Genomic DNA, 22,470 nt, shown 5'->3' with positions numbered 1-22,470 from the left:
TTCGGATCTCGGCTGTGTCAGCGCGAGACGGCGGGTCGTCCGCACGAGAGCAGGTCTGTGCTCCCGCACAAGCCCGAAGCGATTGTCTGCTTCGAAGGTTAACGAACGGTGCCCAGCACGTGAATAGTACTTCTCCTGTTCCCGCCAGGGCGCGGAAACCCGCCGGACGGACGGTGAACGCACTCTACGCTTGTGTCATGACCTTGCCGCAGCTCGCGCTGTCTTCGCTCGCCATCGGGCTGGTGATCGGCGTCGGCCTCTCCCTCCTCGTGGTGTGGGCATACCGTGCACGGGCGCGGGTGCAGGAGGAGACGTCGCTGGCGATCCCGGCCGGCATCACCGACGTCCTGCACAGCATGGATGATGCCGCGGCGATCGTCGACACCTCCGGCCTCGTGCTGGCTTCCTCGCAGGCTGCGACGCGTTTCGGCATCGAGGTCGGCTCGACGCTCGACCACCCGGAGCTCCGCCAACTGGTGCGCGGCGTCCGGGAAGCGGGCGGCTCCGTCACCGAGTCGATGCGCATCACACGTGGGGGACTGAGTCTCGACCCCCGACTGGTCTCGGCCCGTGCCAGCGTCATCGGCACACGTCTGGTGCTGCTGATCATCCGCGACGTCACCGAGCAGGAGCGACTCGACCAGATGCGTCGCGACTTCGTGGCGAACACCAGTCACGAGCTGAAGACCCCCGTGGGAGCCGTGAGCCTTCTCGCCGAGGCCATCGAGTCCGCCGCCGACGACCCGGCCCAGGTGCGCATCTTCGCCGCACGCATCTCCGCCGAGGCCGGAAGACTCGGGCAGCTCACCGGGCGCATCATGAGTCTGTCCCGGCTGCAGGCCGAGGACGGCCTGACGAAGGTCGGTCCCGTCGCGATCGACGAGGTGATCGCCTCCTCGATCGAGGCCCATGTCGTGCAGGCGGATTCCGCCGGCGTCGAGCTCGCCAGAGGCGGGGACCGCGGCGTGTTCGTGCGCGGCGACGCGCAGATCCTGATCGAGGCGGTCGGCAACCTGATCGCCAACGCGATCGTGTACTCGCCCCGCGGCTCCCGCGTCGGAGTCGGCGTGCGGGCGGAGGCGGGCGTGGTCGAGATCGCCGTGTCCGACCAGGGCATCGGTATCGCCGAAGCCGATCGCGAGCGCATCTTCGAACGGTTCTACCGTGCGGATGAAGCCCGCTCCCGGCGCACCGGGGGTACCGGTCTCGGGCTCTCCATCGTCAAGCACGCGACGCAGCGGCACGGCGGAGAGGTGCGGCTGTGGTCCCGTCCGGGCCGGGGCTCCACGTTCACGATCCGTCTTCCCCGGATCGACGCCCCCGACAACCTCGACGCGGGCAAGAAGAGCAAGAAGAAGCGTGCGCGCAAGGCGGCCAAGGCCGCGTCGTCCGCGCGCGTTCGAAACGGAGAGAGAGCATGACCCGAATCCTTCTCGTCGAAGACGAGCCCGACCTCGCCGACCCGCTCGCGTACCTGCTCCGGCGTGAGGGTTACGAGGTGGAGATCGCCGAGGACGGCCCCGGCGCTCTCGCGGCCTTCCGGGAGCGCGGTGCCGACATCGTGCTGCTCGACCTCATGCTTCCGGGGATGCCGGGCACCGAGGTGTGCCGACAGATCCGGTCCACCTCGGCCGTGCCCATCATCATGCTCACAGCGAAGGACTCCGAGGTGGACATCGTCGTGGGCCTCGAGCTCGGCGCCGACGACTACATCACGAAGCCCTACTCGTCCCGCGAGCTGCTCGCACGCATGCGTGCCGTGCTGCGTCGGGTCGTGCAGGCCGAGGGTGAGCTCGACGAGCGTGTGCTCGACGGCGGGCGGGTCTCGCTCGACATCGACCGGCACACCGTCTCCGTCGCCGGCGCGCAGATCAACATGCCGTTGAAGGAGTTCGAGCTGCTCGAGGTCCTGATGCGCAACTCCGGACGCGTCCTGACCCGCGGACAGCTCATCGACCGGGTCTGGGGGAGTGACTACTTCGGCGACACCAAGACCCTCGACGTGCACATCAAGCGCATCCGCTCGCGCATCGAGGAGAACCCGAGCGAGCCGGTCATGCTCGTCACCGTGCGAGGTCTGGGGTATCGCTTCGAAGGCTGATCCTCAGACGGAACGGAGAAGAGGCCGGCACCCTGCGGGGGTGCCGGCCTCTTCTCGATGCGGTGACGCGTCAGTTCGCGGGCGCCGGAGCTGCCGTGTCGGTCGGCAGGGGTGTCGGGCGAGGGGTCGACTCCTTCTCGGAGGGGACCAGGTCTGCGTAGTACGGGAGAGTGCCGTCGAGTACGGGCACCTCGGTCTTGACGCCGGTGGAGTCTCCGGACTGGAAGTGCATCTCCACCGTGGCGCCGGGCTTGGTGTCGAGGCCGACGATGCGCAGCGGCTCCTCATCCGCGCCCAGGCTCACCGTGCCCCCTGCGGGGACGGTGACGACGAGCGGATCCAGGCCCTCGACGGTGATCGTCAGGGTCGCCTTCTCCTCGGTGGGGTTCACGATGGCGGCGACGAAGTTTCCGGTCGACCCGTCTTCGGTGGCAACCACGAGGGCGTTGCGCACGTCGATCGGGCCGTCGGCGTCGGACACGTTCACTCCGTCGGACGCGGCGTACTCGGTCTTGGTGGACTGCGGGGTGATGAACGTGCACCCGGTCGCACCGAGCAGAACGAGGGCGCTGAGGGCTGCAGACGCAACAAGGCGCGATTTCACGGGTCCTCCTGAGGTCCGGCGGGGATATCCGCATCCATTCTATGCGTAAGTCGTGAGGGCTCCTGCGGCACCGGAGGCGCGAACCTTAGCGCATGACCCCTGTGGTATCCTTGAGGTTGCCGAAAGGACACGTTTTTATGCTTTTTGAGGTTGGCGAGACCGTCGTCTATCCCCACCATGGCGCTGCGACCATCATCGAGGTCAAAGAGCGCATCATCAAGGGTGAGGCGAAGAAATACCTGAAGCTCAACGTCACCCAGGGCGATCTCATCATTGAGGTCCCCGCGGAGAATGTCGACCTGGTCGGCGTTCGTGACGTCATCGGCAAGGAAGGCCTCGATCATGTTTTCGAGGTGCTGCGAGCACCCTTCACAGAAGAGCCCACGAACTGGTCGCGTCGGTACAAGGCGAACCTCGAGAAGCTCGCCTCCGGCGATGTGATCAAGGTGAGCGAAGTCGTTCGCGACCTGTGGCGTCGTGACCAGGACCGCGGACTCTCCGCGGGTGAGAAGCGGATGCTGGCGAAGGCTCGTCAGATCCTCATCTCCGAGCTGGCGCTCGCCGAGAAGACCGACGAGGACAAGGCGGGCGCACTGCTCGACGAGGTCCTCGCGTCCTGAGCTGTTCCACGACGAAAGGCGGGTGCTTCGGCATCCGCCTTTCGTCGTCTTCGCCGGTAACGTGATGCTGTGACCATCCTCCCCGTCCCGCGTACCGCGATCATCGTCGTCGCCGCCGGCTCAGGCACGCGTCTGGGCGCACGCGCCCCGAAGGCCTTCGTCGGTATCGATGCCCGTCCCATCCTTCGCCATGCGCTCGACGGCGTCTTCGCCGCGGCCCCGGCTCAGGTCATCGTGGTCGCCCCGGAAGGGTGGGAGGGCGACGCCGAGACAGAGCTTCGAGAGGCCGCCGGCGAACGGGCCGACCTCGGACGTGTGGTCGTGGGCGGTGCGACCAGACAGCAGTCGGTCGCGGCGGGTCTCGCCGCGCTCTGGGGCGACGTCGAGACGGTGCTGGTGCACGATGCGGCGCGCGCTCTCACCCCTCCGACGCAGATCGATGCGGTCGCCGCGTCGGTGACGGCAGATGTCGGCGTGATCCCGGCGCTGCCCGTGGTCGACACCCTCAAGAAGGTCGTGGACGGTGTCGTCGTCGCCGCCGTCGACCGTTCCGAACTCGCCGCGGCGCAGACGCCGCAGGGGTTCCCGAGGGCGCTGCTCGAGTCCGCGTACGCCGCGGCACGCGACGGTGGCACCGAGTACACCGACGATGCGGCGCTGTTCGCTGCGGCGGGTCATCCCGTGCGGTACATCGGGGGCTCCGAGCGGGCTTTCAAGATCACCACGCCGGCCGACCTCGAGCGTGCCCGGCATCTGCTCGGCACGAGAGCCGCGGCATCCGGCATCCCCCGCGTGGGCATCGGGACGGATGTCCACGCTTTCGGCGGCGAAGGGAACCTGTGGCTCGCCGGGCTCGAATGGGAGGGGGAGCAGCCGCTGTCCGGTCATTCGGACGGAGACGCCGTCGCTCACGCGATGGTCGACGCGCTCCTCGGGGCCGCGGGTCTCGGCGACATCGGGGAGCACTTCGGCACCTCGCACCCCGAGTACGCCGGCGCGCACGCCGACGTCTTCCTCGCCCGCACCCGCGAGCTCCTCGCTGGAGCCGGATTCGACATCGGCAACGTCTCAGTGCAGTTCCAGGGCAATCGCCCCCGATTCAGCCCTCGACGGGCAGAGGCCGAGGGAGTCCTGTCCACTGTCCTCGGCGCCCCGGTGACGGTGACCGCGACGACGACGGACGGGCTCGGATTCCCCGGGCGGGGCGAGGGCATCGCGGTGACGGCCATCGCGTCGGTGATCCCCACCGGTCCCAGAGAAGGCTGACGATCAGGGGAGGAGGCCTCCCGGTCGGTCGCCGAACGTCATATCGGACGGCGAATAACGCTGCGGGGGCTGGCGCTCAGCGGTCGCCGAGTAGGCTTGAGCGGTGACAGTCCGCCTCTACGACACCCGCGCGCAGCAGCTGCGCGACTTCGTGCCTCTCGATCCCGAGAACATCACGATGTACGTGTGTGGACCCACGGTGCAGTCGGGGCCCCACATCGGGCACGTCCGGGCCGCTCTGAGCTTCGATCTGCTGCGCCGCTGGCTGGAGTACCGCCACGGTCGGGTCACGTTCGTGCGCAACGTCACCGACATCGACGACAAGGTGCTCGCCAACGCGACGGACTCCGAGCCGTGGTGGGCATTGGCGTACCGGATGGAGCAGGAGTTCACCGCGGCGTATGCGGGTGTCGGTATCCTGCCGCCGACCTACGAGCCTCGGGCCACGGCGTCCGTGCCGCAGATGCAGGAACTCATCGCGGTGCTGATCGAACGCGGCCACGCCTACCCGGCGCCCGACAGCTCCGGCGACGTGTACTTCGACGTGCGCTCCTGGGCGGAGTACGGGTCGCTCACCCATCAGTCCCTCGACGCCATGGAGGCCGCAGAGGATGCGGACCCTCGGGGCAAGCGCAACCCCCAGGACTTCGCGCTCTGGAAGGGCAGCAAGCCCGAAGAGCCGGCCGATGCGACCTGGGCGTCGCCGTGGGGATCCGGGCGGCCCGGATGGCACATCGAATGCTCCGCGATGTCGAAGCGCTATCTCGGCGCCGAGTTCGACATCCATGGGGGAGGGCTCGACCTGCGCTTCCCGCACCACGAGAACGAGCTCGCGCAGTCGACGGCAGCAGGTGACGGCTTCGCGCGCTACTGGGTGCACAACGGGCTCGTGACCGTCGACGGCCAGAAGATGTCGAAGTCGTTGGGGAACTTCACGTTGGCGGCCGATGTGCTGGCCGCGCACGATCCACTGGTGGTGCGGTACGCGCTGGCCGCCGCCCACTACCGGTCGAGCCTCGACCTCGGCGACTCGTCGTGGGCCGAGGCCGAGGCGGCTCTCAACCGGATCGGCACGTTCCAGCAACGTGCCGCACGTGTTGCCGGAGGGGGCATCGGGTTCCTCCTGTCGCAGAGCCTCCCCGCCGCGTTCGCAGCGGCGATGGATGATGACCTCGGTGTGCCCCAGGCACTCGCGGTGCTGCACGAGACGGTGCGAGCGGGAAACGCGGCGCTGGACGCGGGGGAGGACGCCGCCGCGCTCGATGCGCTGCGCGCCGTGCTGGCGATGACTTCCGTCCTCGGCCTCACGCCCACTTCCGATGCGAAGACCGGCGCTTCGGAATCCGCTCTGGACGCCCTCGTCCAGACGATGATCACCCAGCGCGCCCAAGCACGCGCTGACAAGGACTGGGCGGCGGCGGATCGCATCCGAGATGCGATCGCCGCCGCAGGAATCACGCTGGAGGACACTCCGGCCGGAACTCATTGGAGTATCGATGGCTAAGCCAGGGCGCCCCGGCGCGAGCAAGGGAAACAAGAAGGGCCCGACCAAGGGCACCGGCGGACTCGGGCGCAAGGCGCTCGAGGGGCGGGGACCGACGCCGAAAGCGGAGGACCGCGCCTGGCATCCCGCGGGCAAGCGCAAGGCCGCAGCCGAGCGCTACGCGGCAGCCACGGGCGGCAAGGGACGTCCCGGCGGCAGTCGGCCGGGCTCCGGTGGCGGGGGGAACCGTGCGCCCAAGGCCAAGGCGGGGGACGACACCGAGAACGTCACGGGTCGCAACTCGGTCCTCGAGGCACTGCGCGCGAAGATCCCGGCGACGGCGTTCTACATCGCGCAGCGCGTCGAGATGGACGACCGCGTGAAGGAGATGCTCTCGATCGCCACGCATCGGGGCATCCCCGTGATGGAGGTCACGCGTCCGGAGCTCGACCGTATGGCCGGGTTCGACGGCGTGCACCAGGGCGTCGCTATCAAGGTGCCGCCGTACGAGTACGCGCACCCACAGGATCTGCTCGAGCAGGTCATCGACCGCGGAGAGGTCCCCCTGTTCGTCGCCCTCGACGGCATCACCGACCCCCGCAACCTGGGCGCCATCATCCGTTCCACCGCGGCGTTCGGCGGGCAGGGCGTCATCCTTCCCCAGCGTCGCTCGGCCGGCGTCAACTCGGCGGCTTGGAAGACCAGCGCCGGAGCCGTCGCCCGCACCCCCGTGGCGCTGGCGACCAACCTCACCACGCAGCTCAAGGAGTTCAAGAAGCAGGGCGTGTTCGTGCTCGGTCTCGACGGTGACGGCGACGTGTCGCTCCCCGAGCTGCAGCTCGCCGATCGTCCCGTCGTGATCGTGGTCGGCTCGGAGGGCAAGGGACTGTCGCGCCTGGTGTCCGAGACCTGCGACCAGATCGTCTCGATTCCGATCTCCGCGGCCACCGAGTCGCTGAACGCCGGTATCGCGACATCCGTCGCCCTGTACCAGGTCGCGTCGCTCCGCGCCGCGAAGAAGAACTAGACGTCCGAGGGAAGGCTGACCATGGCTCGCATCATCGTGATCGGAGGGACCGGGTACGCCGGTCGCCACATCGTCACGGAGGCGGTGAGTCGTGGCCACGCCGTCATCGCGATCTCGCGTTCGGAACCGACCGATCCGGTGGCCGGAGCCGCCTACCTGCAGGGCTCCGCGCTCGACCTGGCGCCCCTCGCGGACGCGTTCGTCGGTGCGGATGCCGTGGTGTCGGCGCTCTCTCCACGCGGCGACATGGAAGACCGTGCGCTCGAGGCGCTGTCGAACGTCGTCGAGCAGATCGCCGGTACGGCGACCCGTCTCGGCGTGGTCGGCGGTGCCGGAGGAAGCCTGGTGGCGCCGGGAGGCCCGCGTCTGTTCGATCAGGACTTCCCCGAGGAGTACAAGCACGAGGCGCAGGTCGGGATCGACTCGCTCGCGCTCCTCGAGGCGACCGACGCGGGGCTGGACTGGTTCTTCATCCATCCGGCTGAGGTGTTCGGTCCTTGGGCGGAGGGCGAGCGTACCGGCCGCTATCGCGACGGGGGCGATGTGATCGTCCGCGATGCCGAAGGCACGTCGTACATCTCCGGGGCCGATTTCGCCGTCGCCGTGGTCGACGAGATCGAGCAGGGCAACCACCACCGCGAGCGTTTCACCGTCGGCTACTGACCCCCACGCTCCGCCCACTCTCTCTCCCCCCCCCCCCACGCCCGCCGGGCCGCGTCGAGATCACGTGATCTCGCCGAGCGCACGGTTTGCTGGCGTCAACAGGCGGTGCACTCGAAGACAACCCGTGCACTCGACTACCCCCGCACTCGACGACAACCCGTGCGCGGGGAGCGGAGGGGCGGTCAGACCAGGTCGCGCCAGTCGACGTCCTCATCCTCGTCGGCCACCGGGGTCACGCCGGTGATCACCGGAAGGCTCATCGTCTCGGTGGGCGGCCCCATGATGGTGGCTTCGTCGCGTCGGTGGCGCAGCACCTCGTTGATGTAGCTGGTGAGCACCTCGGCGAGTGGGACCGAGCGTCCTTCCGCCTGAGACAGGTACCAGCGGTGTTCCAGCACCTGGTGGAACACCTCAGCCGGCTCGAGCTTGGCGCGCAGCTCGTAGGGGATCGCGCGAACGACGGGCTCGAACACGCGGGTGAGCCACTCGTGCGCGTACATCTCTTCGTCCGCCCATTGCTTGGTCGAGCGAGCGCGGAACTCGTCGAGGTCGTTGAGCAGCCGTCGTGCCTGGTTCTCCTCCACGTCGAGCCCCGTGAGACGGATGAGGCGCCGCTGATGATGCCCGGCGTCCACGACCTTCGGCTGGATCTCGACGACGGTGCCGTCCGCGGTGGTCGACATCGACATCTCATCGATGTCGAATCCGAGGGCGTTGAGCCGTTCCACGCGCTCGGTGATGCGCCACGTCTCGGCGGCGGAAAAGGACTCCTGTGCGGTGAGCTCGGCCCAGAGCGAGCGGTAGGACGACACGATGCCGTCGGCGATCGCGACCGCATCCACCCCGTGCTCGAGGCGTCCGCCGGCGGCGAGGTCCATGATCTCGCCGGCGATGTTCGTACGCGCGAGGTCGAGGTCGTAGGCGCGCTGCCCGTCGGTCAGACCCTCCTCATGGAGCTCTCCGGTCTCCGCGTCGACGAGATAGGCGGCGAAGGCCCCGGCATCACGACGGAAGAGGGTGTTCGACAGGGAGACGTCGCCCCAGTAGAAGCCCACGTTGTGGAGGCGCACGAGCAGCAGTGCGAGCGCGTCTACCAGACGGTTGGCGGTGTCCGGGCGCAGGACGCGCGTGAACAGCGCACGGTACGGCATCGAGAAGCGCAGGTGCGAGGTGACCAGTGCCGCGGGGAGGGGATCGCCATGGGCATCGGTGCGCCCCGCGATCACAGCGACCCGGTCGACGCACGGTACGTCGAGCCGGGCGAGGTTGCCCAGCATGTCGTACTCGCGCTGTGCCATCTCGGCAGTGGTCTCCTTGACGGCGACGACGCGACCCGAGAGGTCGGCGAACCGGACGAGGTGGCGGGAGAGCCCCTTGGGGAGCGAGACGATGTGCTCGGACGGCCACTTGGCGAGCGTGGTGGACCAGGGGAGGGCGAGCAGTCCCGGATCGACCTTGCTGGCGGTGATCCGCAGCGAATCCTGCATGATGCTCCTGGTGGCGTACGAAGAGGAAAAAGAGACGCGGCGCAGGCGACCGAGGTCAGCCTGCGCCGCGTCTGTGGATCCGATCAGGCGGAGACGACCGGCTTGTCGTTCAGACGGTCACCCGACTCGATGTCGAACGCGTGCACGTGGCCGGCCGAGGCGGCGAGCGTGACGGTCTCGCCGGCGTTCGGGTGGTTGCGACCGTCGACGCGAGCGACGAGGTCGGCGCGCTTGCCGTTGATCTCGGTGTGACCGTAGAGGTAGCCGTCGGCGCCGAGCTCTTCGACGAGGTCGACCGTGACCGAGAGGCCCTTGCCGTCGGCGGGGCCGACGACGATGTCCTCCGGACGCACGCCGACCGTCACCTGCGAACCGTTGGCGCGACCGACGGTGTCGCGGTCGAGCGGGACGACCTCGGTGCCGAAGCGGATGCCGCCCTCGGCGAGGTCGGCCGAGAACAGGTTCATCGCGGGCGAGCCGATGAAGCCGGCGACGAAGACGTTGTTCGGCTTCTCGTACAGGTCGCGGGGCGAGCCGACCTGCTGGAGCAGACCGTCCTTGAGGACCGCGATGCGGTCGCCCATGGTCAGCGCCTCGGTCTGGTCGTGGGTGACGTAGACCGTGGTGACGCCGAGACGACGCTGCAGCGATGCGATCTGGGTACGGGTCTGGACGCGGAGCTTGGCGTCGAGGTTCGACAGCGGCTCGTCCATGAGGAACACCTGCGGCTGACGCACGATCGCACGGCCCATGGCGACACGCTGACGCTGACCACCGGAGAGGGCCTTCGGCTTGCGGGTCAGGTAGGGCTCGAGGTCGAGGAGCTTCGCGGCCTCGAGCACGCGTGCGGCGCGCTCTTCCTTGCCGACGCCGGCGATCTTGAGCGCGAAGCCCATGTTCTCGGCGACGGTCATGTGCGGGTACAGGGCGTAGTTCTGGAAGACCATCGCGATGTCGCGGTCCTTCGGCGGGACGTCGGTCACGTCGCGGTCGCCGATGAGGATGCGGCCGGCGTTGACCTCTTCGAGGCCGGCGAGCATGCGCAGAGATGTGGACTTACCGCAACCGGAAGGGCCGACGAGGACGAGGAACTCTCCGTCACCGACCTCGAGGTTCAGCTTGTCGACGGCCGGACGGGTTCCACCGGGGTACAGGCGGGTGGCTTCGTCGAAAGTCACAGATGCCATTGTGTTTCTCCTTCACCGGCAGGTACGTGCCGGACGATCCGTAGTGATGAAGCGGTGGGGTGAGCCACCGTGACCCGTCTTTGGGTCGAGATCAGTATGACATGAACGGCTGTACCTGGGTATTTCTCAGCCTCACTGGTTAGCATCGATCTCGGCCGCGCCCAGCGGCGATCGTCGCTCAGCGGCGGTCGGGGCCAACCCGGACCCCCGCAGACTCACAAGAGGAACGATGTCGAGCGACGAAACGCCGAACGTCCCCACACCTCGCAATTCTCGCGAGGCCGTGCGGGAGAAGGCTCAGAAAGTGCACGCCCAGCAGTCGAGGGCGCGCCTCATGCGACGGATCATCATCGGCGCCGTCGCCGTCGTCGCGGTGGGGGCGATCGGCACCGCCGTGACCCTTGCGGTGTCCGCTCAGGTGTCGAAGCCGAAGCTCACCCCGACGGGGATGGAGTCGGATGGCGTCGTCGTCACCGACATCACCGCCGTTGCCGGATCCGATGAGGTCCCCGCGACGCCCTCGGCAGAGCCGACCGATGCGGGCGCCTCGACTGAGCCGACCCCCAGCGCGACCTCCTCCGACAAGGTCGACATCCACGTCTACGTCGACTACCTCTCGCCGGACGCCGGAAAGTTCGAGCGGGCCAATGCGCGTCAGCTCGCCGGTTGGATCGGGGAGGGGGCGGTCACCGTCAGTTACCACCCGGTCGCCTTGCTCACCGCGAGCTCGAACGGCACCAAGTACTCGTTGCGTTCCGCTGCGGCCGCCGCGTGCGTCGCCACGCACTCGCCTGCGCAGTTCTACGCCTTCAATCACGACCTGCTCGACGACCAGCCCGAGGTCGGGAGTGACGGGATGTCAGACGAGGACCTGGCGAATCTGGCAGCCGCCGTCGGCACCGACAACACCAAGGCCGTCCGGTCGTGCATCGAGAACGGTGACTTCGTCGGTTGGGCGAAGGAGGCGACCACGCGCGCGCTCGACGGACCGCTCGCCGGATCGAAAGACCTGATGCTCAACACCGCGCCCATGATCGTCGCGAACGGCGAGGCGTACGTCGGTGCGTTTGACGACCCGGCCGAGTTCTCGCAGTTCGTGCTGAGCGTCGCGAGCGATGCCTCCCGTGCGACGCCGTCTCCGACGCCCACGTCGACCACCACGCCCGCCCCGTAGTTCGAACCGGGGTCGATGCCATCGCTAAGCTGGTGGATGGCATCCGCCGACTTGGCGCAATTGGTAGCGCACCGTACTTGTAATACGGGGGTTACGGGTTCGAGTCCCGTAGTCGGCTCAAGAAGTAGCGGTTCGGAAAGCAGAAGACCGCCTCGGTTTCTACTCGAGGTCGGGCATCAGGGCAGCCCAGGTCCGGGAATGGGTAGCATCGAGGATCGAGCGTCCCGGAAGGCGAAGACCCCCACCAAGCCTTGCGGCTGGGCGGGGGCCTTGTGTCGTTCAGGCTGTCGCGCTGAAGAACGCTGCGTTCTTACTCGGGCGCACCGATGTAGCGCGAGAGGTATATGAACGTGTCCCACGTCACGCCGGGAACCGTGGACAGCTCAGGCAGCGCCATAACGTCGGTTGCACCAGCGTTACGAAGGAACGCGATCTGATCGCGGAACGTGTTGTACTCCTGCGGCGTCCCGAAGTTCGTCTTTCCGCCGGGGCGAAGGTGAACCACGATTCCATTCGGTGCTCTTACGATTGCTTCCACTGAATCCTCCATCGTTGTCGTTGTTGGCGTGCCGTTGTAGACACCGTTGAATTCCCAATGCCAGGGTTCGGGACGTGACGTCCCGGGCTCGGCCCAGGCCGGGTGTATGTAGCCGAACTGTCGGGCATTCGACTTGAGCCACAGGTAGATCGGATGGCTGAAGCTCAGCTGCACTCGATTGGTGTCGGCCAGGTCGACGGCGATTGCCCATCCGTGGTTCGAGGTCCCCGGCTCCGCAGCCTTGTCTCCGTACTTCTCCTTCGCACGGACCTGCTCGGCGAGATCTCGGTAGCCGTCATTCACGGTGATGTTGTGCCCAAATTGAGGGCGGAACGCGTTGTTCAGCTGAACGAGCGCGTCTCGTGCGTCTGTCCGCAAGATGCGGACGGTGTCCCAGGGCACGGGAGCCAGGATGTTGACCGGGATGCGCCCGTTCTGGTAGTTGCCCCAATCCGCGAACGCCGGAGCTGCGTGCCCGACGAGTGGTCCGGCGGCCGCGACAATCGCAGCGATCGCAGAGGCGGACAAGAAGGTCCGTCGTGAGACAGGTTTACGGCCGGCGGGTGGTGACGCTGTGACCGTGCGTTCGGCCGCAACGATCCCCGGCGGCGGTGCCTCGAGGGTTGTGTTCATGGAGCCAGGCTATGGCTCAGGCGTCGGCCCGCGCTGTCCCCTTTTCGGCCTACAGACACTCGACCGCGAGCCTCGATAGGTTGAGAGATCCCCACCTGGCTGTCCGAGTTCTCGTGGTCGTTGCAGCACCTGATCCAGGGAACTCCGCCCGGTCGGCAGGGCGGGGCCCCGCGGCGTTTCCGGGGCGAGGACGTGGGGCCACCGATGTAGCCGGTGCCAGTTGTAGGCGGGCCGGGGATGCTCCTCACGAATGTGATGGGCGGGGGGATCGAGGTGTCGCCGACGTTCCTGATCGGGGCTGCCGAGGGGTACTCGGTCGTAGGTGTTGTCGGACGAAGGGTTCTGCTCCTCGACCCTGGTTTCCACTCATCGCCGCCCTTCGGGGGGAAGGCCTCGCTCACGTGTCCCTCGCCCTAGGCTGGTCTGATGCTCCACGGACTGATCCGCCCGCTCGAAGCCCACAGCGTCACCCTCAAAGGCGAAGATCTCGCCGAGGTCCGTGCACAGCTGACCGCCCAGGCGCCTGCGGGATGGGACCTGGTGTCGGCCATGGCGACGATGGAGAAGGCCGGATCGATGCGATCCGTCGAGGGCAAGTTCCTGCGTCGCGACGGCATCCGCGAGATCGAGGGTGACGACATGGCCGCGCTCGAGTCCCAGGTGCCGGAAGGATGGCAGCTGCTCTCCGTGTGGCGGGCGAGCTGACGCGCGTCCGCCAGCCGCTCGTTCGGAGAGTTCAGTCCAGGTGAGGTGAGTCCGCGTCGCCGGTCGGCGGCGCTTCGACCACTTCCTCGATGAGGCTGATCCCGCCCGTGGAGCTCGCCGACCGCATGAGGTCCTGAATCCATTTCGGGTTGAGCTGAGGGGCGTCTGGCTCGTCGAAGGTGAAGCGCAGCGGGATCGATGGGTGCAGCCAGATGGTCGAACGGCCGGGGGCGTCGCCGTCGGGGTGCCGCCACGACAGGGTGAAGCTCTCATTGCGTCGCAATTTCGTGGCGATGACCACTTTGAGATGTGCGAGTGCGCGGTCCTCGATGTGGATCTCGTCACCGCTGCCGTACTGGATCGTTCCCATGAGTGAACGATAGCCGCGACTTCGACCTCGTCGCGTCTCCGGTGACGGCTGGGTGCGAGAAGTACATTCCGGAGTATCGCGCTACAAGGTGATATGTTACTAAGCGTTGAGTTTCCTGGTGGATTCAACGAGATCACGCCGGGTCGATGACGGCGCAGGTGGCCGACTCCCCGCCGCGGCCACCTGCGCTTTGCCTCGTGCGTCGCGCGATCGAGAAGCGCCAGGGGAGGGGGAGGCGATGGGCAGCTCGTCCGAACTCCCGACGGTCACGTCGGAGCGGCAGCCCGGCTGCCCCCACGCGCAGGCGCTCACACGGGCGGCATACGCGCGCGAGAAACGACTGCTGCAGATCGAGCTCCTCAAACTCCAGGCGCACATCACGCGCTCGTCGGAACGGGTCCTCATCCTGTTCGAGGGGCGGGATGCGGCGGGCGCGGGCGGTGCGATCGCACGCTTCATGGAGCACCTGAACCCCCGCGGCGCTCGTGTCGTCGCGCTCGACAAACCCAGTGATGTCGAGCGGACGCAGTGGTATTTCCAGCGCTACGTCGCGCATCTGCCGTCGGGCGGCGAGATCGTGCTGATGGATCGCTCCTGGTACAACCGAGCGGGCGTCGAACGCGTGATGGGGTACTGCTCGTCGGCGGAGTACGAGGAGTTCATCCAGACCGCGCCGGAGTTCGAGCGCATGCTCGTCGGTTCGGGCATCCGCCTCATCAAGCTGTGGTTCTCGATCGGCGAGGCGGAACAACGGCGCCGGTTCACCCGTCGCGGCGAGGATCCGCTCAAGCAGTGGAAGCTCAGCCCCACCGACCTCACGAGCGTCGACAGATGGGAGGACTACACCGAGGCAGCGGCGGCCATGTTCTTCCACACGGACACCCCGGCCCTCCCGTGGGTCGTCATCTCGTCGAACGACAAGAGGCGCGCGCGGCTGGAAGCGATGAGATGTGTTCTCGCACGGTTCGACTATCCGGGCAAGGACCCGATGGTCGCCCACGCTCCGGATCCGCGGATCGTGGGCCGCCCCTCGCAGATCCACGACGAGGGGGAGGCATCGCCAGCGTGACGTTCATGGAGCGCAACACGGCGTCGTCCGGGAATGCGGGAGGCGGGCTCACCGGTTGCTCTCATCATGACCCGCATCGGTACCAGTGATCTCGACGTCCTTCCGCTCTCGCTCGGCGGCAACGTGTTCGGCTGGACAGCCGACCGTGACACGTCCTTCGCCGTCCTCGACACCTTCGTGGACGGAGGCGGAGACTTCATCGACACCGCCGACTCGTACAGCGCGTGGGTGCCGGGAAACGAAGGAGGAGAGAGTGAGACGATCGTCGGCGAGTGGTTGGCCTCGCGCAAACCTGCGGGTGTGGTCGTCGCGACCAAGGTCAGTCAGCACCCGCAGTTCCGCGGCCTCTCCGCCGCGAATGTCCGCAAGGCCGCCGAGGCCTCGCTGAAGCGCCTGGGCATCGATGAGATCGACCTGTACTACGCGCACTTCGATGACGAGACCGTTCCGCTGGAGGAGACCGTCAGCGCGTTCGGGGGACTCGTCGAAGACGGGCTGGTCCGGCACGTCGCCGTGTCGAACTACTCCGCCGAGCGCATCCGCGAGTGGGTCGAGATCGCCCGTCGACTCGGTGTCGCGCTGCCGGTCGCGGTGCAGCCGCACTACAACCTCGTGCACCGCAACGAGGTCGAGGACACGATCATCCCGGTCGCCGAGGAGTTCGACCTCGGACTCATCCCGTATTACTCCCTGGCCAGTGGCTTCCTCACCGGCAAGTACCGCTCGACGGACGCCGCGGGTCAGACTTCGCCCCGGGCGCAGGGCGCCGCGAAGTACGCCACCGAAGCGGGCCTGCGGATCATCGACGCGCTCGAGGAGATCGGCGATGTGCACGGCGCTTCGATCGCCGCGACCTCGCTCGCGTGGCTTCGTGCGCAACCGACCGTGGTCGCACCGATCGCGAGCGCGCGAACCGTGGAACAGGTTCCCGACCTGCTCGCCGGGGCGCGTCTGGAGCTCTCGGACGATGAGGTGCAGCGGCTCGACCGCGTCTCGGAATGGGCGCCGTCGCGAGCCTGATGAGATCGGGCTAGTCGCCGACGAGCCCAAGCCGATGCGCCAGGATGACCGCGTGGATCCTGTCCCGCGCGCTGAGCTTCGCCAGCACACGACCGACGTGGGTCTTGACCGTGGACTCGCCGACGTACAGACTCTGAGCGATCTCTGCGTTGGTGAGTCCGCGGCCGATCGCGAGGAAGACGTCCCGCTCACGTTCCGTGAGCGATTCGAGAGCAGCGCTCTCCTCTGCGGCCGGAGTCGCGGGCGCTCCGCCGAGCCGAGGCGTCACGTGCTCCAGCAGCGCTCTCGTCACACGCGGGGACAGCACCGCATCCCCGCGGTGGACGGCGCGCACCGCGGAGATCATCTCGTGGCGCTGGGCATCCTTCAACAGGAATCCGCTCGCGCCCGCGCGGATGGCTCCGAACGCGTATTCGTCGAGATCGAAGGTGGTCAGAACGAGCACCTTGGTCTGCGGACGTTCTCGGACGATGGCCTCGGTGGCGGCGATGCCGTCCAGCTCCGGCATCCGGATGTCCATCAGCACCAGGTCGGGAGCGAGCAGCGCGCTCTGCGTGATCGCCGCTTTCCCGTCGCCGGCTTCGCCGATGACGACGATGTCCTCCTCAGACTCCAGCACCATGCGGAAGCCGAGACGGATCAGCTCCTGGTCATCCACCAGCAGCACTCTGATCGCCTGCGTCATGCGTCGTCCTCCATCGTCTGTCGCGGTGCGGCGGGCCTGCTTCCCGATGTGGGAAGCACCGCCCGCAGAATCCATCGTCCTCCATCCGCAGGTGCGGATCGCACCGTCCCATGCACGTGGGCGGCACGCTCGGAGAGCCCGCGCACACCGAATCCGTCTGAGCCGATCTCACCCGAGACGCCGTCGTTGACGATCTCGATCACGACCGTGTCGGCCGTGTACTCCAGCCGCACGGTGATGCTCTTCGCGGTCGGGGCGTGGCGCATGGCGTTGGTCACGCCCTCCTGCACGATCCTGCCGATCGCATGCGCGACGGCGGGGGAGACATCGGCCTGCCCGATGACGGTGAGCGTCGCCGGGTAGCCCGCGCGCTGAGCCGTCTCCACGGTGTCACGCGCGGGTACGGGTTGCATCGGCGCCAGGGGCAGCGGCGATTCGTCGTCGCGCAGCACACCGAGCATCGAACGCATCTCGGTGAGAGCGCCTCTGGCGGTGTCCGCGACGGATACCGCAGCCCTCCGGGCCTGTTCCCGATCGGGGGTGGCGGCCGCCCCTTCGGACAGTGCGACGATCACGGTGAGGGAGTGGGAGACGATATCGTGCATCTCCCGTGCGATGCGGGCGCGTTCCGAGGCGGCGGCGAGTTGCGCCTGCTGATCGCGCTCGATCAGGAGTTGACGGGATCGGTCGATGATGGCGAGGAGATAGCGCTTGCGGCCGCCCACATTGACCCCGACGAGCGTGCCGATGAGCCCGAGCGCGACGTAGCCGAGGGCGGTATCGATGCCGACCTGGAGCAGGGTCGTGCCGGTCAGCATGAGGATCGTGGTGAGTCCGAGGAACCAAGCGGCACCGATCCCGTAACAGATCCAGGCCAGACGCGCCGATCTGTAGACCGCCACGCCGTAGCAGGCGACGAGCAGGAGGACGATGCCTCCGGACATGCCTGTGAACAGTCCGACGGTCCCCAGGATCACCGCAGCGACGAAGGGACCCAGGGGTGCCCGTCGACGCCAGAGGAGAGTGCTGCATCCGATCGCGACCATCACCAACGTCGCGATGTTGATGGCGATGTATGTGCCCTCCGGGAGCGAGGTGTTGGGGTACGGCGCGGCGGGGGCGAGGGACAGGAACAGGCAGATCAGCGCGAGCAGGATGTCGGCGAACAGCGGATGGCGGGCCCAGAACCGTCGGAACAGGCCCGGGGCGCGCGGAAGCCGCAGCTCCTCGTCCTCGCGGACCGAGTCGCTGCGGCTTCGCGTTCTGCTCACAGGCCGACTTTACGCGTCGCGGGTGCGCAGCACGCCCCACGCGACGGCAGCACCGCCCACGACCCAGCAGGCCAGCGTCAGGAACGCAACCGGAGCGTCGAGTGCGGCACCGGCTCCGGGCATGATCGCACTCCGTGCGGCGGCGTCCGGAAGGTAGGCGGCGGCCTGCAGGACCCATGCCCACGTCTCTCCGGCGAAGGAGAAGAAGTTCGCCACGATCGGCAGGACGAACAGCACACCGACGGTTGCGGCGATGGCGCCCGCACCGGAGCGCAGGACGAATCCGAACGCGATGCCGATGAGCGCGAAGACGGCCATCGACAGGGAAGCCACCACGATCGGAAGCACCGATGCTGTCGGGTCCGACCAGTCGATGCCCTGGTCACGCGGGGCGACGATGAGGGAGACGGCCACCGCGGAGACGACGAAGATCACCAGCGACGAGACGAACAGGAACAGTGCCAGCACCGTCGACTTCGCGGCCAGCACCGAACCGCGAATCGGGTTCGCAGTGAGCGTCGAACGGATCATCCCCGTGGAGTACTCGCCGGTGACCGAGATCGCGCCGATGATGCCGGCGAGCAGCATCGTGAACTGGATCGGCATGACCACGGCCTGGATCGGGCTGAAGTCCGGCACATCGACAGCGAGGGCGATGAGCACGGCGATGCCGACCGTGAGGGCGGCGGTGATGCCGATCGACCACCACGTCGAGCGCAGGGTGGCGAGCTTGATCCACTCGCCGCGCAGTGCGCGCATGAACGTCAGCCGACGACCGGTGTCGACGCGTGTCCGCGTGGGAGCGGGAGCCTGTGTCGTGGTCATGAGATCTCCTTGGTGCGGTACTCGACGGAGTCGCCGGTGAGGGCGAGATAGGCGTCTTCGAGTGATCCGGTGGTCGGGGTGAGTTCGTGGAGCGGGATGCCGCGGTCGGCGGCCAGATCGCCGATCCGCGCGGCGGGCAGCCCCACGATGTCGAGCAGATCGGGAGCCGAGCTCACGATCTCCACCTCCGGCCCTCCGACGGCGGCAGCCAGGTCGGCTGGTCTCGGTGTGCGGACCCGCACCGTGTTCCGAGTCCAGGAGCGCACGAGCTCCGCGAGCGGGGCATCCGCGAGCACCCGACCGCGGCCCATCACGATGACGTGGTCGGCGGTCTGCGCCATCTCACTCATCAGGTGGCTCGAGAGCAGCACGGTGCGCCCCTCTGATGCCACGTGACGGACGAACTGGCGCACCCAGCGCACCCCCTCGGGGTCGAGGCCGTTCACCGGCTCGTCGAGGATCAGCGTGTGCGGGTCGCCGAGCAGTGCCGAAGCGATGCCGAGGCGCTGCCCCATTCCGAGCGAGAATCCGCCCGCGCGTTTACGTGCCACCGACCCGATGCCCGCAAGGTCGATGACCTCATCGACTCGGGAGGAGGGGATGCCGTGTGTCGCGGCCATGGCGCGGAGGTGGTTGCGAGCGGTGCGACCGGTGTGCACCGCCTTGGCGTCGAGGAGGACACCGACTTCGGTGAGAGGTGCGCGGAGCTTGCGGTACTCGCGTCCGGCGATGGTGGCACGCCCCGACGTCGGGCGGTCGAGGCCGACGATCATCCGCATGGTGGTCGACTTCCCGGCGCCGTTCGGGCCGAGGAAGCCGGTGACGCTGCCCGGCTTGACCGTGAACGACACGTCGTCGACGGCGGTCTTGTCTCCGAACCTCTTCGTGAGGCCTTCTGCTGTGATCATGGGCACAACGTTACGGAGCGCCCCGGGTGTCGCGCGTCCCCCTCAGGTACACATCTGACGGCGAAGTGTCCGACCCGCGTGGGACATCAGAGGGTCAGGCGCGAGGGCGAGCCTGCACCCGCGCGGCCATCTCGTCTGAAGCGATGACGGCCTCGTCGATGATCTCCCGCGACGCCGGTGCGGTCAGCCAGTCATGGCTCAGGGTGGACGGGACGAGGAGGGGCATCCGGTCGTGCAGGTCGACGAGGTGAGGGGGAGCGGGACGCATCACGATGGAATAGCACGTGAACCACTCGCCGTCGGCCGTGCGGCCGCGCTGCGTGACCGCAGCCATGCCGAACAGAGTGCCGTCGTCGACGATGAACTCGTTCCACTGCCGAGACGGCTTCTGCATCTCGTACCAGCTCGTCGCGGGGACGATCGCTCTCGACTTCGCCCCGCCCGGACGCTCCTGCAGCCGCTCCGAGCGGGTGTTGATCGACGGGAACTTCGCCGGCTCGCCGTCGACGAGGAACCCCCACCACGCGGGTTCGAGGGTCGGGGCGGTATCTGGCTGCACGATCAGCGGGTTGAGGTTGCGCAGGTTCTTGCCCGTCGGTCGGACGGTCTCGCCGGCGTTCTCCTGCGCCCACACGCGGAGGCCCTCGAGCACCGCATCGTCGGCGGCGGCGAGGAGTTCGGCATCGGTGAATCGGGGATCGAGTCCGTAGCTCGCGCACATGCCGCCAGCGTAGTCCCGGCCTCGGACATTCACGGGCGAGGAGCGGCCGGCGGCTCGGGTAGGGTCGACAGGTGCCAGAGACCCGTCGACTTCCCGCTCCACTGGCCCTCGGAGGAGCGGTCGCGATCGGTGTCATGACGGCGATCCAGGCGCGGATCAACGGGGTGCTCGGTGTGCGCGTCGACGACGGGATCGTCGCCGGCTTCGTCTCGTTCTCCGTGGGACTCGTGGCGCTCGCCGTCGTGATCTCCGCCCTCCCGTCGGCTCGGCGAGGCGTCGCACGCCTGTGGAGCGGCATCCGACACCAGACGATCCCCGTCTGGATGCTGCTCGGGGGAGCGTGTGGCGCACTCACCGTCTCGACCCAAGGTCTCACCGCCGGTGTGCTCGGCGTCTCCCTGTTCACCGTCGGTGTGGTGGCGGGGCAGACCGTTCACGGCCTCGTGCTCGATCGGATCGGATTCGGGCCCGCAGGAGTCGTGGCGGTCACGCCAGGGCGGGTGCTCGGGGGGCTGCTCGCGCTCGCCGCGGTCGGCATCTCGCTCTCCGGCGACGTGCTGGCCACCGCGCCGCTGTGGATGCTGCTGCTCCCGTTCGCCGCGGGTGTCGGGATCGCCTGGCAGGCAGCGACCAACGGGCGCCTGGCCCAGCGGGCGCGTTCGCCCCTCGCCGCCACCCTGATGAGCTTCATCGCCGGCACCGTGGTGCTCGCCCTGGCATCCGGGGTGAGCATCGCGTTCCGCGGCGCACCGGCGGGGCTTCCCACCGAGCCCTGGCTGTACCTCGGAGGGTTCCTGGGCGCCTCCTACATCCTTCTCGGCACGTTCATCGTGGCGCAGACCGGGGTGCTGCTCATGGGCCTGGGGTCGGTGCTCGGGCAATTGGTCACGTCGGTCGTGATCGACCTCATGTGGCCGCCCGCGGCCGGACCAGCGCTCTGGCAGGTGCTCGCGATGGTCGTCGTGGCCGTCGCGTCGGTGGTGGTCGCGGTTCCGTGGCCGCGTCGCCGCTGAGGGGTTACTTCTTCTCGGCCTTCTTCGCCTTCTCCGCTTTCTTGGCCTTCTTCACCTTCTTCACCTTCTTCACCTTCTCGGTGGTCGTCGCCGTCTTCGGGGCATTCTCGGTATTCGCGTGCGGCATGCGCGTGACGAGTGTGCGTGCATCGACGGACTTGCGCCGACCGGGCTTCTTGTCTTCGGGCTTGCCTCCCACATACAGCCAGCCGAGGAGCTCCTCGTTCTCGGCGAGGCCGTGAGCTCTGGCGACCGCCTTCGCGCGCGTGTAGTGGCCGGTGCGCCAGATGACGCCCCACCCCGCTTCGTCGAGGAGCAGGCTCAGCATGTGGGCGACACCGGAGGCGACGGCCTCCTGTTCCCAACGGGGTACCTTCTCGCTCTTCCGGTAACTGGCGACGACGGCGATGAGCAGAGGGGCACGAAGCGGCTTCGACGAGGGCGAGGAGTCGCCCTGGGCCTCGGCGATCGCCGCGCCCAGCACCTCGCGATCCGCGCCGCGGAGTTCGATCAGCCGCCAGGGGCGCAGAGAAGAATGATCGGCCACACGGCCGGCCGCCGAGACCAACGTGAGCAGTTCGTCGCGAGTCGGCGCGGTGTCTTCGACCTTCGACCAGGACTGCCGCGCCAGGACGGCATCGAGGGCGCTCACGAGGCTTCAGGAGTGAAGTTCAGTGCGATCGAGTTCATGCAGTAGCGGTCGCCGGTCGGCGTGCCGAATCCATCGGGGAAGACATGGCCGAGGTGCGATCCGCAGTTGGCGCAGCGCACCTCGGTGCGCACCATCCCGAGGCTGTCGTCCTCGATGAGCTCGACCGCATCGGGGCGGATCGACTCGTAGAAGCTCGGCCATCCGCATCCGGAGTCGAACTTCGTGCCGCTCTTGAAGAGCTCCGCATTGCATGCGCCACAGGTGTACAGGCCCGCCCGCTCCTCATCGAGCAGCTCGCCGGTCCAGGCCCGCTCGGTCGCGGCCTGGCGCAGCACCGCGTACTGCTCTTCGCCGAGCTCTTCGCGCCATTCTTCTTCGGTCTTGTCCACGCTGTACGACATGTGTCCTCCTGAGTCCCGTCCATTCTCCCCCGTGCGACGGGGTATCG

At 67.9% G+C, this 22,470-nt stretch carries 24 protein-coding genes and 1 tRNA gene; 13 read left to right on the top strand and 12 right to left on the bottom strand.

The annotated features are described in order from the left end of the window. Positions 1 to 197 precede the first annotated feature (197 nt). Both MicroSTF_RS07100 and MicroSTF_RS07095 read left to right on the top strand, forming a co-directional pair. Positions 198 to 1,421: a sensor histidine kinase gene (locus tag MicroSTF_RS07100; RefSeq protein WP_029258686.1), complete on the top strand. Its 1,224-nt coding sequence runs from the start codon at positions 198 to 200 to the stop codon at positions 1,419 to 1,421. After that, entirely contained in the window at positions 1,418 to 2,101 is a 684-nt protein-coding gene (locus tag MicroSTF_RS07095; protein ID WP_021199091.1) for a response regulator transcription factor, read from the top strand. Before MicroSTF_RS07100 ends, MicroSTF_RS07095 begins: the two co-directional genes overlap by 4 nt. Positions 2,102 to 2,171: 70 nt before the next feature. Here the strand turns inward: MicroSTF_RS07095 and MicroSTF_RS07090 are convergent, their stop codons facing one another. Beyond that, the gene (locus tag MicroSTF_RS07090) at positions 2,172 to 2,705 is read right to left on the bottom strand and encodes a restriction endonuclease subunit M (protein ID WP_029267222.1); all 534 of its coding nucleotides are present in this window, start codon (positions 2,703 to 2,705) and stop codon (positions 2,172 to 2,174) included. A gap of 137 nt (positions 2,706 to 2,842) precedes the next feature. Here MicroSTF_RS07090 and MicroSTF_RS07085 point away from each other — a divergent pair, with 137 nt between their 5' ends. The 5 genes from MicroSTF_RS07085 (at position 2,843) to MicroSTF_RS07065 (ending at position 7,764) form a co-directional block, all read left to right on the top strand. Further along, a complete protein-coding gene (locus MicroSTF_RS07085; protein WP_017201416.1) occupies positions 2,843 to 3,325 on the top strand; it encodes a CarD family transcriptional regulator in 483 nt (160 codons plus the stop codon). Positions 3,326 to 3,394: 69 nt separating this feature from the next. Beyond that, complete coding sequence (gene ispD, locus MicroSTF_RS07080) at positions 3,395 to 4,591, top strand: 2-C-methyl-D-erythritol 4-phosphate cytidylyltransferase (RefSeq protein WP_322954486.1); 1,197 nt, start codon at positions 3,395 to 3,397, stop codon at positions 4,589 to 4,591. 103 nt (positions 4,592 to 4,694) lie between these two features. After that, the gene (gene cysS / locus MicroSTF_RS07075) at positions 4,695 to 6,095 is read left to right on the top strand and encodes a cysteine--tRNA ligase (protein ID WP_029258685.1); all 1,401 of its coding nucleotides are present in this window, start codon (positions 4,695 to 4,697) and stop codon (positions 6,093 to 6,095) included. Then, on the top strand, positions 6,088 to 7,101 hold the full coding sequence (rlmB, locus tag MicroSTF_RS07070) for a 23S rRNA (guanosine(2251)-2'-O)-methyltransferase RlmB (RefSeq protein WP_021199087.1): 1,014 nt from the start codon (positions 6,088 to 6,090) through the stop codon (positions 7,099 to 7,101). Before cysS ends, rlmB begins: the two co-directional genes overlap by 8 nt. Before the next feature lie 21 nt (positions 7,102 to 7,122). Continuing rightward, the gene (locus MicroSTF_RS07065) at positions 7,123 to 7,764 is read left to right on the top strand and encodes an NAD(P)-dependent oxidoreductase (RefSeq protein WP_029258684.1); all 642 of its coding nucleotides are present in this window, start codon (positions 7,123 to 7,125) and stop codon (positions 7,762 to 7,764) included. A 182-nt stretch (positions 7,765 to 7,946) separates the two neighbouring features. On the opposite strand, the gene MicroSTF_RS07060 is transcribed toward MicroSTF_RS07065, so the two are convergent. Together MicroSTF_RS07060 and MicroSTF_RS07055 are read right to left on the bottom strand one after the other, a co-directional pair. Continuing rightward, positions 7,947 to 9,251 carry a DUF4032 domain-containing protein gene (locus MicroSTF_RS07060; RefSeq protein WP_322954481.1) on the bottom strand — a complete coding sequence of 435 codons (1,305 nt, stop codon included), beginning with the start codon at positions 9,249 to 9,251 and terminating at the stop codon, positions 7,947 to 7,949. A gap of 83 nt (positions 9,252 to 9,334) precedes the next feature. Then, positions 9,335 to 10,438 (bottom strand): ABC transporter ATP-binding protein, encoded by a 1,104-nt coding sequence (locus MicroSTF_RS07055; protein WP_021199080.1) that lies wholly within the window; start codon positions 10,436 to 10,438, stop codon positions 9,335 to 9,337. Positions 10,439 to 10,667: 229 nt separating this feature from the next. On the opposite strand from MicroSTF_RS07055, the gene MicroSTF_RS07050 reads away from it, so the two are divergent. Together MicroSTF_RS07050 and MicroSTF_RS07045 are read left to right on the top strand one after the other, a co-directional pair. After that, entirely contained in the window at positions 10,668 to 11,612 is a 945-nt protein-coding gene (locus MicroSTF_RS07050; RefSeq protein ID WP_322954478.1) for a DsbA family protein, read from the top strand. 45 nt (positions 11,613 to 11,657) lie between these two features. Further along, positions 11,658 to 11,730, top strand: a tRNA-Thr gene (locus MicroSTF_RS07045). Positions 11,731 to 11,922: 192 nt separating this feature from the next. On the opposite strand, the gene MicroSTF_RS07040 is transcribed toward MicroSTF_RS07045, so the two are convergent. After that, the gene (locus MicroSTF_RS07040) at positions 11,923 to 12,783 is read right to left on the bottom strand and encodes a M15 family metallopeptidase (RefSeq protein ID WP_081859764.1); all 861 of its coding nucleotides are present in this window, start codon (positions 12,781 to 12,783) and stop codon (positions 11,923 to 11,925) included. Between the two features lie 426 nt (positions 12,784 to 13,209). On the opposite strand from MicroSTF_RS07040, the gene MicroSTF_RS07035 reads away from it, so the two are divergent. After that, on the top strand, positions 13,210 to 13,488 hold the full coding sequence (locus MicroSTF_RS07035) for a hypothetical protein (protein WP_021199068.1): 279 nt from the start codon (positions 13,210 to 13,212) through the stop codon (positions 13,486 to 13,488). Positions 13,489 to 13,519: 31 nt separating this feature from the next. On the opposite strand, the gene MicroSTF_RS07030 is transcribed toward MicroSTF_RS07035, so the two are convergent. Beyond that, on the bottom strand, positions 13,520 to 13,858 hold the full coding sequence (locus MicroSTF_RS07030) for a hypothetical protein (RefSeq protein ID WP_029258679.1): 339 nt from the start codon (positions 13,856 to 13,858) through the stop codon (positions 13,520 to 13,522). A gap of 238 nt (positions 13,859 to 14,096) precedes the next feature. Here MicroSTF_RS07030 and ppk2 point away from each other — a divergent pair, with 238 nt between their 5' ends. Continuing rightward, positions 14,097 to 14,927, top strand: a complete 831-nt coding sequence (ppk2, locus tag MicroSTF_RS07025) for a polyphosphate kinase 2 (RefSeq protein WP_315073754.1) — start codon at positions 14,097 to 14,099, stop codon at positions 14,925 to 14,927. Between the two features lie 66 nt (positions 14,928 to 14,993). Further along, positions 14,994 to 15,947, top strand: coding sequence for an aldo/keto reductase (locus MicroSTF_RS07020; protein ID WP_315073752.1), 954 nt, complete (start codon positions 14,994 to 14,996; stop codon positions 15,945 to 15,947). A gap of 10 nt (positions 15,948 to 15,957) precedes the next feature. Here the strand turns inward: MicroSTF_RS07020 and MicroSTF_RS07015 are convergent, their stop codons facing one another. The 5 genes from MicroSTF_RS07015 to MicroSTF_RS06995 form a co-directional block, all read right to left on the bottom strand. Then, positions 15,958 to 16,632, bottom strand: coding sequence for a response regulator transcription factor (locus MicroSTF_RS07015; protein WP_021199064.1), 675 nt, complete (start codon positions 16,630 to 16,632; stop codon positions 15,958 to 15,960). Continuing rightward, complete coding sequence (locus MicroSTF_RS07010) at positions 16,629 to 17,903, bottom strand: sensor histidine kinase (RefSeq protein ID WP_021199063.1); 1,275 nt, start codon at positions 17,901 to 17,903, stop codon at positions 16,629 to 16,631. Before MicroSTF_RS07010 ends, MicroSTF_RS07015 begins: the two co-directional genes overlap by 4 nt. Before the next feature lie 9 nt (positions 17,904 to 17,912). Beyond that, positions 17,913 to 18,728, bottom strand: a complete 816-nt coding sequence (locus MicroSTF_RS07005) for an ABC transporter permease (protein WP_029258675.1) — start codon at positions 18,726 to 18,728, stop codon at positions 17,913 to 17,915. Beyond that, the gene (locus tag MicroSTF_RS07000; RefSeq protein ID WP_021199061.1) at positions 18,725 to 19,636 is read right to left on the bottom strand and encodes an ABC transporter ATP-binding protein; all 912 of its coding nucleotides are present in this window, start codon (positions 19,634 to 19,636) and stop codon (positions 18,725 to 18,727) included. Before MicroSTF_RS07000 ends, MicroSTF_RS07005 begins: the two co-directional genes overlap by 4 nt. A 94-nt stretch (positions 19,637 to 19,730) precedes the next feature. After that, positions 19,731 to 20,357: an SOS response-associated peptidase family protein gene (locus MicroSTF_RS06995; protein WP_029267207.1), complete on the bottom strand. Its 627-nt coding sequence runs from the start codon at positions 20,355 to 20,357 to the stop codon at positions 19,731 to 19,733. Positions 20,358 to 20,458: 101 nt separating this feature from the next. On the opposite strand from MicroSTF_RS06995, the gene MicroSTF_RS06990 reads away from it, so the two are divergent. Further along, positions 20,459 to 21,370, top strand: coding sequence for a DMT family transporter (locus MicroSTF_RS06990; RefSeq protein WP_029258672.1), 912 nt, complete (start codon positions 20,459 to 20,461; stop codon positions 21,368 to 21,370). Between the two features lie 4 nt (positions 21,371 to 21,374). Here the strand turns inward: MicroSTF_RS06990 and MicroSTF_RS06985 are convergent, their stop codons facing one another. Both MicroSTF_RS06985 and msrB read right to left on the bottom strand, forming a co-directional pair. Further along, positions 21,375 to 22,022, bottom strand: coding sequence for a nitroreductase family protein (locus MicroSTF_RS06985; protein ID WP_315073747.1), 648 nt, complete (start codon positions 22,020 to 22,022; stop codon positions 21,375 to 21,377). After that, positions 22,019 to 22,423 carry a peptide-methionine (R)-S-oxide reductase MsrB gene (gene msrB / locus MicroSTF_RS06980; RefSeq protein WP_029258670.1) on the bottom strand — a complete coding sequence of 135 codons (405 nt, stop codon included), beginning with the start codon at positions 22,421 to 22,423 and terminating at the stop codon, positions 22,019 to 22,021. The genes MicroSTF_RS06985 and msrB overlap by 4 nt, the downstream gene beginning before the upstream one ends. Positions 22,424 to 22,470 lie beyond the last annotated feature (47 nt).

Source organism: Microbacterium sp. STF-2, assembly GCF_034650155.1.
In the GTDB taxonomy this organism is placed as follows: Bacteria; Actinomycetota; Actinomycetes; order Actinomycetales; family Microbacteriaceae; genus Microbacterium; species Microbacterium maritypicum_A.
This window is presented reverse-complemented; position numbering and strand designations above follow the sequence as displayed.

Excerpts from the sequence above, each read along its gene's own strand:
- MicroSTF_RS07100 (WP_029258686.1), top strand. The coding sequence starts at position 198 with ATGACCTTGCCGCAGCTCGCGCTGTCTTCGCTCGCCATCGGGCTGGTG.
- MicroSTF_RS07095 (WP_021199091.1), top strand. The coding sequence starts at position 1,418 with ATGACCCGAATCCTTCTCGTCGAAGACGAGCCCGACCTCGCCGACCCG.
- MicroSTF_RS07085 (WP_017201416.1), top strand. The coding sequence starts at position 2,843 with ATGCTTTTTGAGGTTGGCGAGACCGTCGTCTATCCCCACCATGGCGCT.
- rlmB (WP_021199087.1), top strand. The coding sequence starts at position 6,088 with ATGGCTAAGCCAGGGCGCCCCGGCGCGAGCAAGGGAAACAAGAAGGGC.
- MicroSTF_RS07065 (WP_029258684.1), top strand. The coding sequence starts at position 7,123 with ATGGCTCGCATCATCGTGATCGGAGGGACCGGGTACGCCGGTCGCCAC.
- MicroSTF_RS07060 (WP_322954481.1), bottom strand. The coding sequence starts at position 9,251 with ATGCAGGATTCGCTGCGGATCACCGCCAGCAAGGTCGATCCGGGACTG.
- MicroSTF_RS07055 (WP_021199080.1), bottom strand. The coding sequence starts at position 10,438 with ATGGCATCTGTGACTTTCGACGAAGCCACCCGCCTGTACCCCGGTGGA.
- MicroSTF_RS07050 (WP_322954478.1), top strand. The coding sequence starts at position 10,668 with ATGTCGAGCGACGAAACGCCGAACGTCCCCACACCTCGCAATTCTCGC.
- MicroSTF_RS07040 (WP_081859764.1), bottom strand. The coding sequence starts at position 12,783 with ATGAACACAACCCTCGAGGCACCGCCGCCGGGGATCGTTGCGGCCGAA.
- MicroSTF_RS07035 (WP_021199068.1), top strand. The coding sequence starts at position 13,210 with ATGCTCCACGGACTGATCCGCCCGCTCGAAGCCCACAGCGTCACCCTC.
- MicroSTF_RS07030 (WP_029258679.1), bottom strand. The coding sequence starts at position 13,858 with ATGGGAACGATCCAGTACGGCAGCGGTGACGAGATCCACATCGAGGAC.
- ppk2 (WP_315073754.1), top strand. The coding sequence starts at position 14,097 with ATGGGCAGCTCGTCCGAACTCCCGACGGTCACGTCGGAGCGGCAGCCC.
- MicroSTF_RS07020 (WP_315073752.1), top strand. The coding sequence starts at position 14,994 with ATGACCCGCATCGGTACCAGTGATCTCGACGTCCTTCCGCTCTCGCTC.
- MicroSTF_RS07015 (WP_021199064.1), bottom strand. The coding sequence starts at position 16,632 with ATGACGCAGGCGATCAGAGTGCTGCTGGTGGATGACCAGGAGCTGATC.
- MicroSTF_RS07005 (WP_029258675.1), bottom strand. The coding sequence starts at position 18,728 with ATGACCACGACACAGGCTCCCGCTCCCACGCGGACACGCGTCGACACC.
- MicroSTF_RS07000 (WP_021199061.1), bottom strand. The coding sequence starts at position 19,636 with ATGATCACAGCAGAAGGCCTCACGAAGAGGTTCGGAGACAAGACCGCC.
- MicroSTF_RS06995 (WP_029267207.1), bottom strand. The coding sequence starts at position 20,357 with ATGTGCGCGAGCTACGGACTCGATCCCCGATTCACCGATGCCGAACTC.
- msrB (WP_029258670.1), bottom strand. The coding sequence starts at position 22,423 with ATGTCGTACAGCGTGGACAAGACCGAAGAAGAATGGCGCGAAGAGCTC.